The following is a 15608-nucleotide window of genomic DNA, read 5'->3' as shown; positions in this document are numbered from 1 at the left end:
CTGAAGGCTTACTTTTCAAGATGTTGTTTGTTGTTTGCGTTCACTGTATGGTTTTTGGATAACAATCCAATAGGCAATAAAAAGAGCCCGCTTACGCGGGTTCTTTTGCTTTAACAGCTAAAGCTAAAAAAAGGGGCAGACCCATGCGGGTCCGCCCCTTTTTTTTTGTACCTTCATATCCCTTATCGAGGGAAATGAAGGAAGAAGGGATATCCCCTCCAGAGAGGAGCGCACTGGGATAGAGTAGAACCATGCACTACCCCATGTTCTCCCACGCACCCGAGCCAGTTGATCAGCCGCAGCAGGCTGATGAAGAACGAACGGTAGCCCTCTACGTAGAGAGTACACTGGAGCCTCACGAAGCATGGGCCGCACTCACCGAATACATTCACCTCTGGTGGCCCAGGCAGCTTCTGCACAGCGAGGAAAGCCATATAGACCTCTCCGCTGAGCTATTGCTCGAAGAGACCGAGAACGGTTATGTTATTCCTATAGCCCGCGTTGTCCAATGCGTAAACGAAGACGTTCTTACCATCGCACCCTACCCGGGAACACTCCTAGGACGCCTCCTGAGAGCGGATGAAGAGACAGAAGAGAGCCTGAGCTTCATCCTGGATGCCCTAGCTCCCGAGACTGCAGACGCACCCCGGTCCCTCCTCGAAATCAGCAGCGGCACCTACACGGGTCGTGAGGACGAGGAACTAGGCATCTACGCCGGACACGAAGAAGCAGCCGCGCTACTCATGGGTGCCTATAGCCGCTTTATTGGAGCTGAACTCCAGAAGGAAGAACTATAAGGGACTCGCGGGTAAAAGAGGGTTCTCAACCCTGTAGAGTGGTATGTCATGAGCACACAGGACCAGAACACCGCACAGCAGAAGGACGCACGCCCCATCTGGGCACGACTGCGCACCAACGCGGCTGCGGGAGAGGTACAACCTCAGCAATACAGCAAGACCGATGTGCTGAAGCAGAGCAATACCTGGTTCCGCAAGCAGGGCGTGCCCCTCATCATTCCTGCACGTCAACGTGCTCTTGATGCCTTCCCGCGCTCCGTGCCCTGGATCCTGTGGGCGAGCATCATGCACGTCTGCTATATCTTCCTACGCGATATCCTCATTCTCGTAGTTGATGACGCAAGGGGTTCCCTCCCGGAATACATTAAAGCCATCACGACCAACACTGCACTCAGCGATGAAGTGCTACCCATGCTCGTGCTCGGTGGCATCTTCCTCGTGATGCCGATAATCTCCGGTGTGTTCATTACTCTTGCCCATATGCTCATGGTCCGCACCCCGCAATGGGTGCAGATTACCGCGGGCGTTCTCACCGTGCTGGTTGCCTGGGCGCTCTTCGTCACCGGAGTATTCGAAGACAGTAACCTTGACGGCTTCGACTTCGTCTACGACGGAGCCCAAGCCTTCCGCTCATCGTCGTGGGTATCTACCTTGCCATCTTCCTCGGCGTAGACACTGTACTGGGCTGGTCGCTCAAGCACGCTATCCACCAGCTCGCCTCCCTGCCGCCCATGATCGCGAAAGTACTGCCCGTGCTCATGGTGTCCGTGCTCTTCATCTTCGTGAACGCAGACCTCTGGAAGCTCGCCAACGGGCTCAGCTTCCCGCGCACCTGGGCTGTTCTGGGGCTTATGGGGCTACTTGCCGTGTTTGTGGTCGTCACGACCTCCCTAGAGCGCACGGCGCGTCTCCTGGGGCAGCGGAAGGGTGATGACATTGCACGCTTCACCGACAGCGACTACGAACAGGCCGCAGCCCGCGAAGGCGGAATCTGGAACACCGCCCAAGACTGGGTCGAAGAGAAGAAAATCCTCAAACACCGACCCCTCAAAACCGCCGCCTGGGGCAACCTCATCATCATCCCCATGATCGGGCAGATTATTCAGGCAACCCTCTTCATGCTGCTCGTCTTCGGGTTCTTCATGGGGTTCGCCTCCATTGCCATTAATGACGCCACTATCGAATCCTGGATGGCCGTCAAACCCAAACACCTCAAAATCCTCGGCGTAGACACCAATATCAACGCCGTGGTCATCAAGGTGTCCATGATCGTTGCCGTGTTCTCCGGGCTCAGCTTCGTCGCAACCACCAGTAGCGACGAAAAATATGCCCGAAGCTTCCTCAAACCCATGATTGAGCAAATCAAGCACATCCTGATTATTCGCGATATCTACCTGGGGCTTGCTCACCATGCCTAAAAGCGAAGTACTCGTACCCCTTAGCGAGGAGGAGACTGCGGAAAAAGAGCCTGACAAGGGATAAAAGGTATGGTGCTAGTGGGCGGATAGGTCCATAGTGAGCAGGTTGAATACCAGATACACCATGAGTAGGGCCACCGCTGCGTCAAGTACACGCCAGGCCTCCGGGCGGGCGAAGAGCGGACGTAAAATTCGTGAGCCGTAGCCAATCATGAGGAACCACAGCACGCTACCGCAGCAGCAGCCCAGGTAATACCACCAGCGGCCGGGATCGCCCTGCGTATTAGCCAGAGAACCGAGGAAAATCGTTGTGTCCAACCATGCCAGCGGGTTGAGGTAGGTGACCGCCGCCGTGGTTAGCAGGGCCGCCTTCAACGACTGCGCATCCTCGGTACCCTCCTCAACGACAACCGCATGCGGGGTGAAAACACGCTTCGCCGACTCGTAGCCGAACCACGCCAGAAAAGCTGCGCCGACGTAGCGGAGAACCTCCATAACCCACGGGGCGGCGTCAAGTAGCGCACCAAGACCCACGACACCCAAGCCAATCATGAGCGCATCCGAGAGCACGCAGAAGATAATAATCGGGGTAATATGCCGACCCGTAATGCCCTGACGCAACACAAACGTGCCCTGGGCGCCAATGGCGGCCACCAAAGAGATAGTGGTGGTGGCACCCAGAAACAGCAGGGACAGGGATGTGGACATCGTGAAACTTTCTATGTCGATCAAACGGGGTGTGAACCCGCGTACGCAGTGGCGGGTAGCGGCTCCCTTACTACCAGCTTGCCAGGCAAAAGCTCGCGACGCAGGGATAAAGCCTGCGTTAGCTGAAGTGTGAAGTGCCAGAGATGAGAATACGGGAAAAAGGACCCTAAATCTATCTAAATATTTTCACACTGCGTAAGATATTCTTATGACACGTTTCAGTACCGACCAGCTCACCACCTTCGCCACCGTCATCGAATATGGCACCTTCGACGCGGCGGCAGATATCCTGCGAGTGAGCCCCTCCGCCATCTCCCAGCGCATCAAAGCCATGGAGCAGATCGCCGGAAAGGTTCTGCTGCGCCGAAGCAATCCTGTGACCCCCACGGATGCCGGACAGAGCGTGCTGCGCATCGCCCGCCAGAGTGAATTCCTGCAGCAAGAAATGGAACGCGAACTCATGGGTGCCGGCGGCTTCCAAAGCGTGTCTGTGGCGGTCAATGCCGATTCGCTTGCCACCTGGTTCATCGACGCCGTCGGAACCCTCAGCCGCGAAGACAGCATCTTCTGCGACCTGCGACGAGAAGGCGAATTCCACTCCTCCGCCATGCTCCGCTCCGGAGAAGTCATGGCAGTCATCACCTCCAAACCCGAAAAAATCCCCGGCTGCTCCGTTGAAACCCTCGGTGTGGCACGGTACTGGTGCGTCGCCACCCCCGACTACGTGCGGCGCTACCTGCTCGGCTGGCCCAAGCGCGTAAGCCGCGAGGAGCTCAACCAGGCCCCCGTCGTCGAATACGACCGCAAAGACTTCGTGCAGGACGTAGCACGAGTCCTCATCGAACAAGAAGTAGGTCTGGAGGCTGAAGAAACCTTCACCCAAAGCCCCACCATCTACATTCCCTCCTCCCCGGACTACGCGCGTGCTGTCAGCGCCGGTATCGCATGGGGTCTTATCCCCGAAGCGCAATGCGCCGAAGAACTCGCAAGCGGGCACCTCATCAAGCTCGCCGTAACCCCCGTAGAATTCCCTCTCTACTGGCAACGGTGGAACATTAACTCACCCGTCATGGAGACCGTAACCCGCCGCGTTCACGAAGCGGCACGAGGCGACCTTATCTACTAGAAGGGGGCTTTGTGGAACGTCACCAGGTGGCCCTCTACCTTGGCTCCATGGCTGTGGGAGTTGCCTGCGCGGGGCTGGGCGGATGGAGTCAGGTCTCCGAGCATCTCGTGCCCTACGCGCTCGGTGCGCTACTGTGGACCAACTTCGCCCTCATGCCCCTGGCCGGCATGAATGTTGGTCAGCATAAGATGCTTGTTCGCAGGGTCGTGCTGGCGGCTACCCTTGGAACCCCGATTCTAGTTGCGCTGCTCGTTCCCCTCTTTATTCCCGAGGGTGGTCCCGTTGCTTTAGCTGCAGCGATTGTTCTGCTGGCTCAATGCGTGGATTACGTTGTGGTCTTTACGTGTATCGCCGGAGGGGAATATTGAGGTTTGCTGGCGGCAACACCCTACCTACTTAGCGCCCAGATCCTTTCTATTTCTATATGGACTAGTGTATATATTTATATGAGAATATTAAATATGGGGACAGTGGGAGAAATATTCCCTCTCCCCGTCGAAAGCTACCTCAGCCTTGCACCGCTCATCGTGCCCCTAGCAGCCGCCTATCTGGCGCAACGCTGGTCAGCCCGCTCACCGCAGCGTCAGCAAACCTCATGAGCGCCACCGTACTCACCCAAACCCTCACCGAACTGCTCATCATGGTCGCTATGACCGCGACCTTCCGGACTGCCTTTCAGAACAGAAAAACAGGGGCAGAGAGTCACTAGCCCCCGGTTCTTCGAGAACGACAGAGGCGGCCGCCCAGTAATGGGACAGCCGCCTCCTCAATACGCTCTAGCGCCAGCGGGTCATCATCAGCATACTCACCATCATGGCGCCCACGCCGATGCTGACGTTCCACATACCCAAGTCAGGAATCGGGAATAGGCCCTGCGTAATGTAGAAAACAATAATCCACAGGATGCCCAGGGCCAGCAGCGAAAACATGATGACTCGGTACCACAGCGGAGTCTGCTCCTTCAGCTGCGTACCGCTCTCCATCTCATGGGCAATCTCGCGCAGACGAATCTCGCTTGCGTCCTCCACCTCAGACTTCTCGGACTTCTGAGACTTCTTCTTGGACGATGCCTTAGCCGAGTTGGACGACATACTTCCTCCGCTTATTGTTGTATGGGTAACCTAAAAATATACGTTTACACCTATCTTTGCAGACTTGCGGGATGATTTCACCTCGCCCGAGCGTTAAACACAGCGTATGACGGCTGAGAAACGCAATGCCACTAACCCCAAGGAGAGAGCATGAGCCACGGAAAGGCACATAATGCCGCGCGCCGACCCCGCACCGTGCTGCAATGGATCATCCAGATTACCGGCGAGCTCCTTATCACCGCGGGCGTTATTCTGCTTCTCTTCGTTGCCTGGCAGCTGTGGTGGACCAATATCGACGCCGACCGTACCCAGTCCCAGGCCGTCAGCACCCTCGTGCAGGAGTTTGACGCGCATCCGGCCGAAGCCCCGCCCAGCTGGGACCCTAACACCCCTCCCGCCGGGCTGAGCGAACCCGAACACGGTGAGGTCTTCGGAGTCGTCTACATCCCCAAATTTGGCGCGGATTATCATCGTCCCGCCACCCAGGGCACCAGCGCCGACGTGCTCGACTCCCTCGGTCTCGGACACTACGACGGGACCGCCATGCCCGGCCAGGTCGGCAACTTCTCCCTCGCCGGCCACCGCCAAACCCGCGGTAAGGTCCTCAACGACATCGACCTGCTCACCGAAGGCGACCACATCTACGTGCGCACCAAAGACGGCTACTACACCTACACCGTCTACAGCCACGAAATCGTGCAGCCTGACCAGGTTGAAGTCATCGAACCTGTGCCCGGCCAACCCGGTGTGGCCCCCACCGAGCGTCTCATGACCCTCACCACCTGCCACCCACGCTACGGCGATACCGAACGATACATCGTGCACGCCCGATTCGAATCGTGGCGTCCCGCCTCCGCCGGCGCCCCCGCAGAAATCGCCGCTTCGGTGGCCGGATCTTAAGGAAAGGAAAAGAACATGTACGGATGGATTTTCCGACACCTGCCCGGGCCCCTGTGGCTGCGCATCATTATTGCCATCGTGCTGGTGCTCGTAGCCGTCTACCTGCTCATGGAGTACGTCTTCCCGCACTTCGCCGAGTACGGCCCCTTCAACCAGAACGTCACCATCAACCATTAGCACTAGGACAACACCATGACCCGCATCCTTGTCATCGACAACTACGATAGCTTCGTCTTCACCCTCGTGGGATACCTGCAGCAGCTCGGCGCCGAGACCACGGTCATCCGCAACGATGAATACGACCTGGACCACGTGCTGAAGCTCGCGGAAGACCACGACGGCGTGCTCATCTCTCCAGGCCCCGGAGCGCCCTCTGAAGCCGGCGTCATTATTGACACCATCCGCTGGGCGGCTGAGGCAAAGAAGCCCCTGCTGGGCGTCTGCCTGGGCCACCAGGCCATTGCCGAGGCTTTTGGCGGCACCGTTACCCACGCCCCCGAACTGATGCACGGCAAGACCTCGAAGATGGTGCACGAGAACGTTTCCGTCTTCAAGGACGTGCCCTGCCCCTTCACCGCGACCCGCTACCACTCGCTTGCGGTCGTACCCGAGAGCATGCCGGACATCCTGGAAACCACCTCCACGACCGACAACGGCATCATCATGGGCCTGCGCCACCGCGAAGCCCCCATGCACGGCGTGCAGTTCCACCCCGAATCAGTCCTGACCGAAGGCGGCTACCTGATGCTCGGCAACTGGCTTGAAGAAACCGGCCTGCAGGGCGCCGCAGAACGCGCTAAGAGCCTCTCGCCTCTCATGGCCTAAATCCCCTTGCCTTTAGAGTCCTCAGTGGCTTATATCGCCTCCAGAAGCTCCGTAGTAGGCGCACTACAGGGAAGCTGGAGGCGATACTCTATCTGAGCCCATAGTCGCGAGCAAGCCCGGGCACACGGGCAGGCACACGAAAGGGGCGGCGCCCCACACCCAACGGCGTAGAGCGCCGCCCCTTTTTTTCGCGGCTAACCTCTAAAACCCCTTAGCGGGAGTTAGCGTTATTTGCATTGGCGTTCGCGTTATTACCCTGAATCGTACGGGTACCCGCAGTAGCGGACGCAGCCGGTGCCGGAGTAGCCGAAGCGGTAGAATGCTGCTGGTTCTGGTTACCGGTGGTAGCGTTCTGGTTACCGGTCGAGGCGGCAGGCTGAGTAGCCTGCTGAGTGGCCTGACGCTGCTGGTTACCGGTGGTAGCGTTCTGGTTACCGGTCGACGCTGCCGGCTGAGTAGCCGCAGCAGTCGGGGCAGTCGTCTGAGTCGGGGTAGCAGCCACGCGAATCGTCACGGTGCTGTTCTGCGGCACCAGGGTACCGGCCGCAGAACTCTGCGAAAGCACGGTACCGGCGGGACGCTCGGTCGTCTGAACCGTCTCAATGTTGGTGTTCAGCAGAACATCCTGAGCGGTCAGAGCGGCAATCGCCTGATCCTTGGTCAGACCCACCAGCGAGGGGACCTTCACCTTACCCGAGGACAGGACAATGTTCACGGTGCTACCGGCCTCAACCGTCTGAACACCCTTATCGTCCGTCGAACCCTTCTCGGGGGACAGCTCAACCACCATACCGGCAGGCACCGAAGCGCTCTCCACGGTGGAGACACGGCCGTCCACCAGACCCAGGTCCTTCAGCGCGTTACGCACGTACGCCTCGCTCTGGCCCTGCAGGTTATCGGGCAGCTTAATCTTCTCCGGGCCGCTTGAGACGGTCACGGTCACGGTCGAGCCCTTATTAACCGTAGAACCGACACCCGGCTCGACGCTAATCACGTCGCCCTTCTTGATGTTGTCGGAGTAGCCCTGACGGTACTCCACCACGAAGCCTCGGTTACGCAGCTGGTTATCGGCATCATCGCGGGAAATGTTCACCACGGCCGGAACCTGAACCTGCGGAACCTCGTTCAGCTTGTTCTGGTAATACAGCACCGAGCCGATGCTAAATGCCAGTAGCGCGGCGATGAGAATACCAACCAGGAAGCGCGTCCACGCACGCTTACGGGGCGAACCCTCATCGTATTCGACGTACTCCTCATCCTCGTACGGTTCCTCTTCATCCTCGTAGTCGAAGAATCCGTTGAGACCGCCGTCCTCCACCGAAGCCTCGGTAATCGAGGTGGTGTACGGGGCGTAATCTTCGCCCAGGGACGCGGTGGTTGCCGACGGCACGAACGCGGTCGTCATGGCGGCGTCCTGAGCCACGGTTTCCTCGCCGGGACGAATCACGGAGACCAGTGCCTGCTCGAACTCGGCAGCGCTCTGATAGCGGTCGTCCGGGTTCTTAGCCAGACCCTTCAGAATGACCGCATCCAGACCTGCCGGAACCTCGAGCGGGGTGAACTTGCTCGGGGGCTCAGGGGTGTCGGAGAGGTGCTTAGCAGCCAAATCCACATTCGACTCGGCATCGAAGGGGGAACGGCCGGCAATCATCTCGTAAATCACGCAGGCGGCCGAGTACAGGTCGCTACGGGCATCGACCTCCTTGCCGCTGACCTGCTCGGGGGACATGTAGCGTGCGCTACCCATCACCACGTTCGCCTTGGTCAGCGCCTCGCCGGCCTCCTCAATCGCGCGAGAAATGCCGAAGTCCATGACCTTAATCTGGCCCGGCTGACCCTTCGCGATATCCTCGCTGGTGCGGTCCAGCACCATGATGTTCGCCGGCTTAATATCGCGGTGAATGATGCCCATCGAGTGGCTGTACTGGAGCGCGCCCAGCAACTGCTCGGCGTAGCCCAGCGCATCGCTCACCGGCAGGTGACCGCCACGCGACAGGATGGTGCGCAGGGTGTGACCCTCCACGTACTCCATCACGATATAGGGGATGAGCGTAGACTCGCCCGCGGCCTCATCCACGCCGTAGCTCTGGGAAGGATCGAACGAACCGGTGTCATACACCGCAACAATCGCAGGATTATTCAGAGACGCGACGGCCTCCGCCTCCCGCTTGAAACGGGCACGGAAGGTCTCATCCTGGGCCTGCTCCGGACGCAGAATCTTAAGAGCCACCTTGCGGCCGAGGCGGGTGTCCTCGGCAGCGTAAACGGTCGCCATCGCACCGGTACCGATTACCTCGAGTACCTTGTAACGGTTATCAACCGTGTCGGGAACCGACAGGTCCATAAGTTCTCCTGGATCAATAAGACAAAAACTAAATCAAAACGTAGGGGCTAACGCGCCGTGGCGGAAGCCGACGCAGACGGTGCAGCGGAAGCGCTGGCACTCGATCCCCTACCCGAATTGGAAGAGGCCACATACATGTCTACATTACTACCAACCGTCACCTTAGTGCCAGATGAAGGTGTAGTACGAAGAACCGTGCCGGGGGCCGCGGTATCCGAATTCTCGTAGTGAAGAGAAACATTCACGCCGAGCGCTGCGACGGCCTTCGAAGCCTCGTCCACGTTCTTACCCTCAAGGTTCGACGGGAGAGTCACCGACTTCGGACCGGTTGAATAGCGCACCGTGACGCTATTGCCCTGCTCCAAAGTACCCGTCGGGGAAACCGAAATCACCGTGTTCTCCGGTTGAGTGGACTCCACACCCTCCGTCTTGGGGGAAAGGCCGAGGTTCTTCAACTCGTTCACCGCATCCTGCAGCTCACGACCCTCGTAGTTCACCGCGTTCACGGTCACCTTCTTCTTGGAGGAGGTCGTGGCAGCAGCCTCGCTCGTCTCCACCGTCGACACCTTACCGGTGTTTGTCGGTTCCGAAGAGGCCGAAGCGCTCGCCGATGTCTCCGGGGACGTGCCGCCTCCACCATTATTGGTGAAGAACACGGTCCAGATGCCGCCCAGAATCAGCAGGATTGCCAGCAGCATCGCAATCCACATCCACACGTTCGGGCCACGCTTCGTCGAGGAACGGGGCGCCGCGGCAGAACGCTCCGTACTCGTGCGCACCGTCTGGGCGCTCGTGCGGGGGATAGGCGCCGTGGTCGGTTCCGGCGAGAAACGCCCGCCCGAACCAAAACGCGGTGCGGCGGAGGCGCTAATCGGCTCAGCCGCAACGTTCATGGCGTCCATGGCCACGGTTGCATCGTCGGCATTCTCCTCGGCCAGGAACTGGGCCAGGGAGGGCACAGCCTTCACCGCTGCCTTCAGGTCGCGGCGGCGAATCGCATCCACCGCGGAGGCCAGGGCGGTTGCATCCTTGGGACGCTGCGCCGGGTCCTTCGCCAGCAGGCACATAATCAGCGCGCGTGCCGCAGCCGGAATGCTCTCCGGAAGCGGCGGCGGCGGATCGTTCACCTGAGCCAGCGCAATCGCAATCTGCGACTCACCGGTGAACGGGCGTCGTCCCACCAGGCACTCGTAACCGATGATGCCCAGAGAATACATATCAGAAGAAGCGGTCGCAGCCTGGCCGGTAGCCTGCTCGGGAGCCAGGTACTGGGCGGTACCCATCACCTGACCGGTCGCAGTCAACGGCACCTGGTTTGCCAAGCGCGCGATACCGAAATCGGTCACCTTCACGCGGTCGTCCGGGGTGATAATCAGGTTACCGGGCTTCACATCGCGGTGCACCAGGCCCTGCGAGTGAGCGGCAGCCAGCGCACGAGCGGTCTGCGCGATAAAGTTCAGGACGCGGTCCGGCGGCAGGGTACCCTCGCGCTCGATGATACTCGACAGGGGGCTACCCGGCACAAGCTCCATCACCAGGTACGCGGAGTTATCCTCCTCGCCGTAGTCGAACACGTTCGCCACGCCGGGGTGGTTCAGCAGCGCCGTATTGCGAGCCTCCGCGCGGAAACGCTCCAGGAAGCCAGGGTCGCCGGTGTACTCTTCCTTCAGAATCTTGACCGCAACGATGCGACCAAGCACCTTATCGCGAGCCTTCCACACCTCACCCATACCGCCAATTGCGATACGCTCGGTCAGGGTGTAGCGCCCGCCCAGGGTAATATCAGCCGCAGGCCTCACTTGTTCAACACCGCCTCAAAAAGTTGCTTACTTGTACCGGTTGCCAATTGTGCGCCGGTCGCCACGTCAATATCTTCGTACACCACCGCGATGGCAATCTGAGGGTCATCGGCCGGAGCGAAACCGGTGAACCAAGAATTATTCAAACCCGCCGTCGTCTCTGCGGTACCGGTCTTACCCGCCACCTTCACGCCCGCGACACCGGCATTACGTGCAATACCATTATCAACCGAATTCACCATCCACTGCTTCACCTGGTTGGCCACCTCGGGGGAGGTGGAGGTGCGGAGCTTCTCAGCCGAGAACTCCTGCAGGGTGCTCAGGTTGCTGGTCTTCACCGAACGAATCAGGTTCGGCTTCATCTGCACACCGCCGTTCGCAATCGCCGCGGAGGTCATCGCCACCTGCAGGGGCGTGGTCTTCACGTTGTACTGACCGACGGCCGACTGAGCCAGCTGGCTCTGCGTCATATTCGAAGGGAACGAAGACTTCGACACGGTCAGCGGAATCTTCAAATCCTGACCGTACCCGAAGTTCTCGGCGGTCTTAGCGATACGCTCCTGACCCAGGTCCATCGCAATCTGCGCGAACGGGGCGTTACAGGACTGCGCCAACGCCCACTCAATCGTTGCCTGAGTTCGGGTGGAACACTGGCCGCCCGTGTAGTTCGGCAGGGTGATGTTCGTGCCCGGCAGAGGCAACTGCGCGGGGTTCGCGATAACCGACTCGGCGTTGTACTTACCCGACTCGAGGGCCGCGACCGCGTCAATAATCTTGAAGGTCGAACCCGGCGAGTACGTATTACCGGCAATCGCTCGGTTGAAGAGGGGCTGATCCTCATCTGCCGTTAGCGCCTGGTAGTTCGCAATCACGGAAGAACCCGAGTGGGAGGACAGCAGGTTCGGATCGTAGGAGGGGGATGAGGCCATCGCCAGAATCTCGCCGGTTTTCGGGTTCAGCGCCACGACGGCACCCTTACGGCCCTGCAGAGCGTTGTAGGCGATGTCCTGAAGCTTCGAGTTGATGGTCAGCTCCACGCTGGCACCCTGAGCGGAGGAACCGCTGAAGAGCTGCGCCACGCGATCGTAGAACTGGCTATCGCTCGTGCCGGCGAGCTCCTTATCCATGGCGGCTTCCAGGCCGGTCGCACCGTAGATGGTGGAGAAGTAGCCGGTCAGAGCCGCGTACTTGAGCGGGTGGTTGTACACGCGCTGGTAGTTGTACTCATCATCGGACTTCACCGAGGAAGCAATCTCCGTGCCGTCCACCACGATGGAACCACGCGCCGAACCGTAGTTGTCGTACAGTGCTCGGCTATTCCACGGGTTAGCCATCAGGGTCTTCGAATCGAAGAACTGAATATAGCTGAGGGTACCCATCAGCAGGACAAACACGCACGCGGCTGACATCCACATGCGGCGAATCGCCCTATCCATTCTTCTCACCTCCAGAATCCTTTGCCGTGATACGGGCCAGGACGCTCGTCGCGCCCTCGGGCTCGTAGCTGGTATCCATATGGTCGATACCCTGCGATGCATCGTAACCGGCCACCAGGTGCGGAGCACGGGCACTATGCGAAATCGACAGCCACAGCGCCACAATAATCCAGTTGGCCACCAGCGACGAACCGCCCGCCGACATAAACGGAGTCGTCAGACCCGTCAGCGGAATCAGACGGGTCACGCCGCCAATCACCACGAACAGCTGCAGCACCATGACCGTGGACAGGCCCGCCGCCAGCAACTTACCGAAGCCGTCGCGGGTGCCCAGAGCCGCGCGGTAGCCGCGCGAAACCAGCAACATGAACATCATCAGGATGGCGCCCAGACCAATCAGGCCCAGCTCCTCACCCAGCGAAGAGATGATCATGTCGGAGTTTGCGTAGGGAACCAGGTTCGCTCGGCCCTGACCCCAGCCGCGACCAAACAGGCCGCCGTACGCCAGGCCGAATACGCCCTGTAGAATCTGGCCCGAACCACCCGGCGAAGCCTGGTAAATATCCGGGTCAAAGGCGTGAACCCACGCGTAGATGCGGGCGTGCACGTGCGAAACGTAGTTGTACGCGAAGTACCCACCCACAGCGATACCGATACCGGCCACGACCAGCCACGACAGGCGGCCCGTCGCCAGGTACAGCATCGCCATGAACAGGCCGAAGAACATGATGGCCGAACCCAGGTCCTTCTGGAATACCAGAACACCCAGGCTCACGAGCCAGGCCAGGAACACCGGTGCAAGGTCGCGCAGTCGCGGCAGGTTTACCGGACCGATGCGGCGGCCCGCCACCAGAATCAGGTCGCGGTGCGTTGCCAGGTAACCGGCGAAGAAAATCGCCAGCGTAATCTTCGCGACCTCGCCGGGCTGGAAGGTGCGGTTGCCGATGTGAATCCAGATGCGCGCACCGTTCAACTCCATGCCCAGGCCGGGAATCAGCGGCATGATGAGCAGAATCATCGACAGCACCAGGGAGGTGTACGTGACCTTGCGCAGCACGCGGTGGTCGCGCAACACGAACACGATGACCGCGCACAGCACCATGGACACGCCCGTCCACATGAGCTGGCCGTCGCCCACCGGCGCGGCAATCTGCGGGTCCAGACGGTAAATCATCGTCAAACCGATACCGTTCAGAGCCACCACCAGCGGCAGGATGAACGGGTCGGCGTAGCGGGCACGGAACTGCAGGACCAGGTGGATCAGGAGCGAACCGGCGCCCAGCACGATGGTGCAGGGAAGCCACTGGCTCTTCGAAGTGTCCAGGGCGTGCTCCGGGTCGATCAGGTACATGCCGAAAGAGCTAATACCCACGGCCACGACCAGCAATAGTAGCTCCGTGAAGCGGCGCGCGCGTGGCGCATCGGAATCGCGTCGGAACGACAGCTTAGCCATGGTTCTCACCGCCCTCCGTGCTCGGGGATTCGGTCGGGGTTTCAGCCCCTGATTCCGCGGGCTCGGGAGCCAACGATGCGGTCGCCGTCGGATCGGGGGTCGGCGAAGCGGAGGCGGACGCCGCCTGTTCCGCCTTGATGCGGTTCTGCTCGGCCTGGGTCTTCAGGCGCGACACAATCTGGTGCGCCTCGTTCAGGTCCTTCGCGGTAATCGAATTACGTAGCAGGGTGCGGGTGTGGTCGGAGAGCTGCGAGGTCGAAATATCGGTATTCTCCACCACGTGCGAGAGGCGAATCGGGCCCAGCGCATGCGGAATACCGTTGTACACCGCCACCGTGCCGTCGCTCTCGCCCACGTAGTAGCTACGCTCCACGTAGCGCAGGCCGGTCCACGCTGCCAGGGTCAGCAGAGCCGCCACCAGCAGGAAGATGAAGAGACGCACCGACCAGGAACGGCGGGAGGTGCGTTCGGCCGGCTCCTCCGCGATGAGCTCCTCCAGCTCGGCGGGCAGGGGCGCTTCATCCACCGTTAGCGGCATGCGCTGAGCCACCGTGGCGCGGTGCTCCAGGGTACGGGAGGTCACCGCCGGAATCATGCCGGTCTCGGTCGCCACCGCGGCGGCACCGACCAGCTGATGCGGACGCGAACCCAGCTCGCCGCGCAGAATCGCGGCGTTGGTGAGGGCCGCATCCACGGCGTTGTCGTAGGTTCCGATGTGGTGGCGCACCGCATCGGAACCGCTGTGCAGCAGGGTTCCGGCAAAGTCGCGGGCACGGCGGAAACGACGCACGTTGTGGTGAGCGGACTCTTGCTCCAGCGCGGCGAGGGTTGCCTCCGCGGCCTCGGCGGTTGCGGCAATCTCGGGGAGCTTCTGCGTATTCACGCTGACTTCCTGCTCCGCCGCAATCGAGTCGGGCAGCGCGGAATCGGGTAGCGCGGAGGGGCCCACCGGCTCGTCCACCGGCAGTTCCTCGCGGTCGATGACCTGCAGGGCCACGACGGTCACGTTATCGGGCGCGCCGCGCTCCAGGGTCATGGAGATGAGCGTGTCGGCAACCTCCGCGAGGTCGTCGTGCGAACGCATCACCTGCTCAATTTCGGGTACGGAAACCACGGCGTCCAGGCCGTCCGAGGACAGCACCCAGCGCTCGCCCACGACGGCGTCCAGGGTCTTGAGCTCCAGCTCGGGGGAGGCGTCAACGTCACCGAGCACGCGCATAATCACGTTCTTATGCGGGTGGTGTTCGGCCTCCTCCGGGGTAATGCGGCCCTCGTTCAGCAGGCGCTGCACGAAGGTGTGGTCGGTCGAAATCTGCTCGAACTCACCGTCGGCACCCGGGCGCAGGCGGTATGCACGCGAGTCACCGATGTGGGCAAACTCGATGCAATCGCCGTCAATCAGTAGCGCGGTGCAGGTGGTGCCCATACCGGCAAGCTGCGGGTCGTTTGCGGCCAGCTCGTTAATAATCAGGTTGGCGCTCTGAATCTCGTCGGCCAGGTAAACGCCGCCGGTGCCGTTCTCAAAGTCGGGGTGGTCCAGCGGGGTCAGGTTTAGCACCGTGGTCGCGGAGGCGACATCGCCACCCACGTGGCCGCCCATGCCATCGGCGACGACCGCAAGGTAGCGGCCGCCGTAACCGGAATCGTCGTTCTTAGAACGTTTGAGGCCCGTATCGGAGCGCGCCTCAAGACGGAAAGCAATCTTCATCGG

The 15608-nt window shown here is 60.4% G+C and carries 15 protein-coding genes; 8 read left to right on the top strand and 7 right to left on the bottom strand.

The features are described 5' to 3' along the window. The first annotated feature begins 251 nt into the window (after window positions 1-251). From AC3E6W_RS07915 to AC3E6W_RS07905, 3 genes are read left to right on the top strand one after another with little or no spacing between them, the layout of a single operon-like run. Entirely contained in the window at window positions 252-797 is a 546-nt protein-coding gene (locus AC3E6W_RS07915) for a GTPase (protein WP_490652794.1), read from the top strand. A gap of 48 nt (window positions 798-845) precedes the next feature. Next, window positions 846-1469: a hypothetical protein gene (locus AC3E6W_RS07910; RefSeq protein ID WP_490652793.1), complete on the top strand. Its 624-nt coding sequence runs from the start codon at window positions 846-848 to the stop codon at window positions 1467-1469. Continuing rightward, window positions 1436-2215, top strand: a complete 780-nt coding sequence (locus AC3E6W_RS07905; RefSeq protein ID WP_490652792.1) for a hypothetical protein — start codon at window positions 1436-1438, stop codon at window positions 2213-2215. Before AC3E6W_RS07910 ends, AC3E6W_RS07905 begins: the two co-directional genes overlap by 34 nt. Before the next feature lie 75 nt (window positions 2216-2290). On the opposite strand, the gene AC3E6W_RS07900 is transcribed toward AC3E6W_RS07905, so the two are convergent. Beyond that, the gene (locus AC3E6W_RS07900; protein ID WP_049333723.1) at window positions 2291-2923 is read right to left on the bottom strand and encodes a LysE/ArgO family amino acid transporter; all 633 of its coding nucleotides are present in this window, start codon (window positions 2921-2923) and stop codon (window positions 2291-2293) included. A 208-nt stretch (window positions 2924-3131) separates the two neighbouring features. Here AC3E6W_RS07900 and AC3E6W_RS07895 point away from each other — a divergent pair, with 208 nt between their 5' ends. After that, window positions 3132-4049, top strand: a complete 918-nt coding sequence (locus AC3E6W_RS07895) for a LysR family transcriptional regulator ArgP (protein WP_070679840.1) — start codon at window positions 3132-3134, stop codon at window positions 4047-4049. Window positions 4050-4060: 11 nt separating this feature from the next. After that, complete coding sequence (locus tag AC3E6W_RS07890; protein WP_490652791.1) at window positions 4061-4417, top strand: hypothetical protein; 357 nt, start codon at window positions 4061-4063, stop codon at window positions 4415-4417. Window positions 4418-4825: 408 nt separating this feature from the next. Here AC3E6W_RS07890 and AC3E6W_RS07885 read toward each other — a convergent pair whose 3' ends face one another. Next, window positions 4826-5140: a cell division protein CrgA gene (locus AC3E6W_RS07885; protein ID WP_049333728.1), complete on the bottom strand. Its 315-nt coding sequence runs from the start codon at window positions 5138-5140 to the stop codon at window positions 4826-4828. Between the two features lie 150 nt (window positions 5141-5290). On the opposite strand from AC3E6W_RS07885, the gene AC3E6W_RS07880 reads away from it, so the two are divergent. From AC3E6W_RS07880 to AC3E6W_RS07870, 3 genes are read left to right on the top strand one after another with little or no spacing between them, the layout of a single operon-like run. Then, on the top strand, window positions 5291-6040 hold the full coding sequence (locus AC3E6W_RS07880; RefSeq protein WP_049333730.1) for a class E sortase: 750 nt from the start codon (window positions 5291-5293) through the stop codon (window positions 6038-6040). Between the two features lie 15 nt (window positions 6041-6055). After that, window positions 6056-6217 (top strand): hypothetical protein, encoded by a 162-nt coding sequence (locus tag AC3E6W_RS07875; protein WP_049333732.1) that lies wholly within the window; start codon window positions 6056-6058, stop codon window positions 6215-6217. A 15-nt stretch (window positions 6218-6232) separates the two neighbouring features. After that, complete coding sequence (locus tag AC3E6W_RS07870; RefSeq protein ID WP_294647671.1) at window positions 6233-6865, top strand: aminodeoxychorismate/anthranilate synthase component II; 633 nt, start codon at window positions 6233-6235, stop codon at window positions 6863-6865. A gap of 211 nt (window positions 6866-7076) precedes the next feature. On the opposite strand, the gene pknB is transcribed toward AC3E6W_RS07870, so the two are convergent. Genes pknB through AC3E6W_RS07845 form a run of 5 tightly spaced genes read right to left on the bottom strand, consistent with a single transcriptional unit; the run spans window position 7077 to window position 15605 of the window. Next, window positions 7077-9209: a Stk1 family PASTA domain-containing Ser/Thr kinase gene (pknB, locus tag AC3E6W_RS07865; RefSeq protein WP_490648001.1), complete on the bottom strand. Its 2133-nt coding sequence runs from the start codon at window positions 9207-9209 to the stop codon at window positions 7077-7079. Between the two features lie 47 nt (window positions 9210-9256). Next, window positions 9257-11008: a protein kinase domain-containing protein gene (locus tag AC3E6W_RS07860; RefSeq protein ID WP_049345821.1), complete on the bottom strand. Its 1752-nt coding sequence runs from the start codon at window positions 11006-11008 to the stop codon at window positions 9257-9259. Next, window positions 11005-12444, bottom strand: coding sequence for a peptidoglycan D,D-transpeptidase FtsI family protein (locus tag AC3E6W_RS07855; protein WP_049333742.1), 1440 nt, complete (start codon window positions 12442-12444; stop codon window positions 11005-11007). Before AC3E6W_RS07855 ends, AC3E6W_RS07860 begins: the two co-directional genes overlap by 4 nt. Next, on the bottom strand, window positions 12437-13897 hold the full coding sequence (locus AC3E6W_RS07850) for an FtsW/RodA/SpoVE family cell cycle protein (RefSeq protein WP_049333744.1): 1461 nt from the start codon (window positions 13895-13897) through the stop codon (window positions 12437-12439). The genes AC3E6W_RS07855 and AC3E6W_RS07850 overlap by 8 nt, the downstream gene beginning before the upstream one ends. After that, window positions 13890-15605 carry a PP2C family protein-serine/threonine phosphatase gene (locus AC3E6W_RS07845; protein ID WP_049345831.1) on the bottom strand — a complete coding sequence of 572 codons (1716 nt, stop codon included), beginning with the start codon at window positions 15603-15605 and terminating at the stop codon, window positions 13890-13892. The genes AC3E6W_RS07850 and AC3E6W_RS07845 overlap by 8 nt, the downstream gene beginning before the upstream one ends. Window positions 15606-15608: the final 3 nt, after the last annotated feature.

This window comes from Rothia sp. SCPM-O-B-18226 (M350) (genome assembly GCF_058213595.1).
The sequence above is the reverse complement of the archived record's forward strand: the minus strand, read 5'-3'. Positions and strand labels throughout refer to the sequence as shown.

What these genes read in the sequence shown, in the direction of transcription:
- AC3E6W_RS07885 (WP_049333728.1), bottom strand. Translation starts at nt 5,140, where the DNA reads ATGTCGTCCAACTCGGCTAAGGCATCGTCCAAGAAGAAGTCTCAGAAG.
- AC3E6W_RS07895 (WP_070679840.1), top strand. Translation starts at nt 3,132, where the DNA reads ATGACACGTTTCAGTACCGACCAGCTCACCACCTTCGCCACCGTCATC.
- AC3E6W_RS07855 (WP_049333742.1), bottom strand. Translation starts at nt 12,444, where the DNA reads ATGGATAGGGCGATTCGCCGCATGTGGATGTCAGCCGCGTGCGTGTTT.
- AC3E6W_RS07870 (WP_294647671.1), top strand. Translation starts at nt 6,233, where the DNA reads ATGACCCGCATCCTTGTCATCGACAACTACGATAGCTTCGTCTTCACC.
- AC3E6W_RS07880 (WP_049333730.1), top strand. Translation starts at nt 5,291, where the DNA reads ATGAGCCACGGAAAGGCACATAATGCCGCGCGCCGACCCCGCACCGTG.
- pknB (WP_490648001.1), bottom strand. Translation starts at nt 9,209, where the DNA reads ATGGACCTGTCGGTTCCCGACACGGTTGATAACCGTTACAAGGTACTC.
- AC3E6W_RS07845 (WP_049345831.1), bottom strand. Translation starts at nt 15,605, where the DNA reads ATGAAGATTGCTTTCCGTCTTGAGGCGCGCTCCGATACGGGCCTCAAA.
- AC3E6W_RS07875 (WP_049333732.1), top strand. Translation starts at nt 6,056, where the DNA reads ATGTACGGATGGATTTTCCGACACCTGCCCGGGCCCCTGTGGCTGCGC.
- AC3E6W_RS07850 (WP_049333744.1), bottom strand. Translation starts at nt 13,897, where the DNA reads ATGGCTAAGCTGTCGTTCCGACGCGATTCCGATGCGCCACGCGCGCGC.
- AC3E6W_RS07915 (WP_490652794.1), top strand. Translation starts at nt 252, where the DNA reads ATGCACTACCCCATGTTCTCCCACGCACCCGAGCCAGTTGATCAGCCG.
- AC3E6W_RS07900 (WP_049333723.1), bottom strand. Translation starts at nt 2,923, where the DNA reads ATGTCCACATCCCTGTCCCTGCTGTTTCTGGGTGCCACCACCACTATC.
- AC3E6W_RS07910 (WP_490652793.1), top strand. Translation starts at nt 846, where the DNA reads ATGAGCACACAGGACCAGAACACCGCACAGCAGAAGGACGCACGCCCC.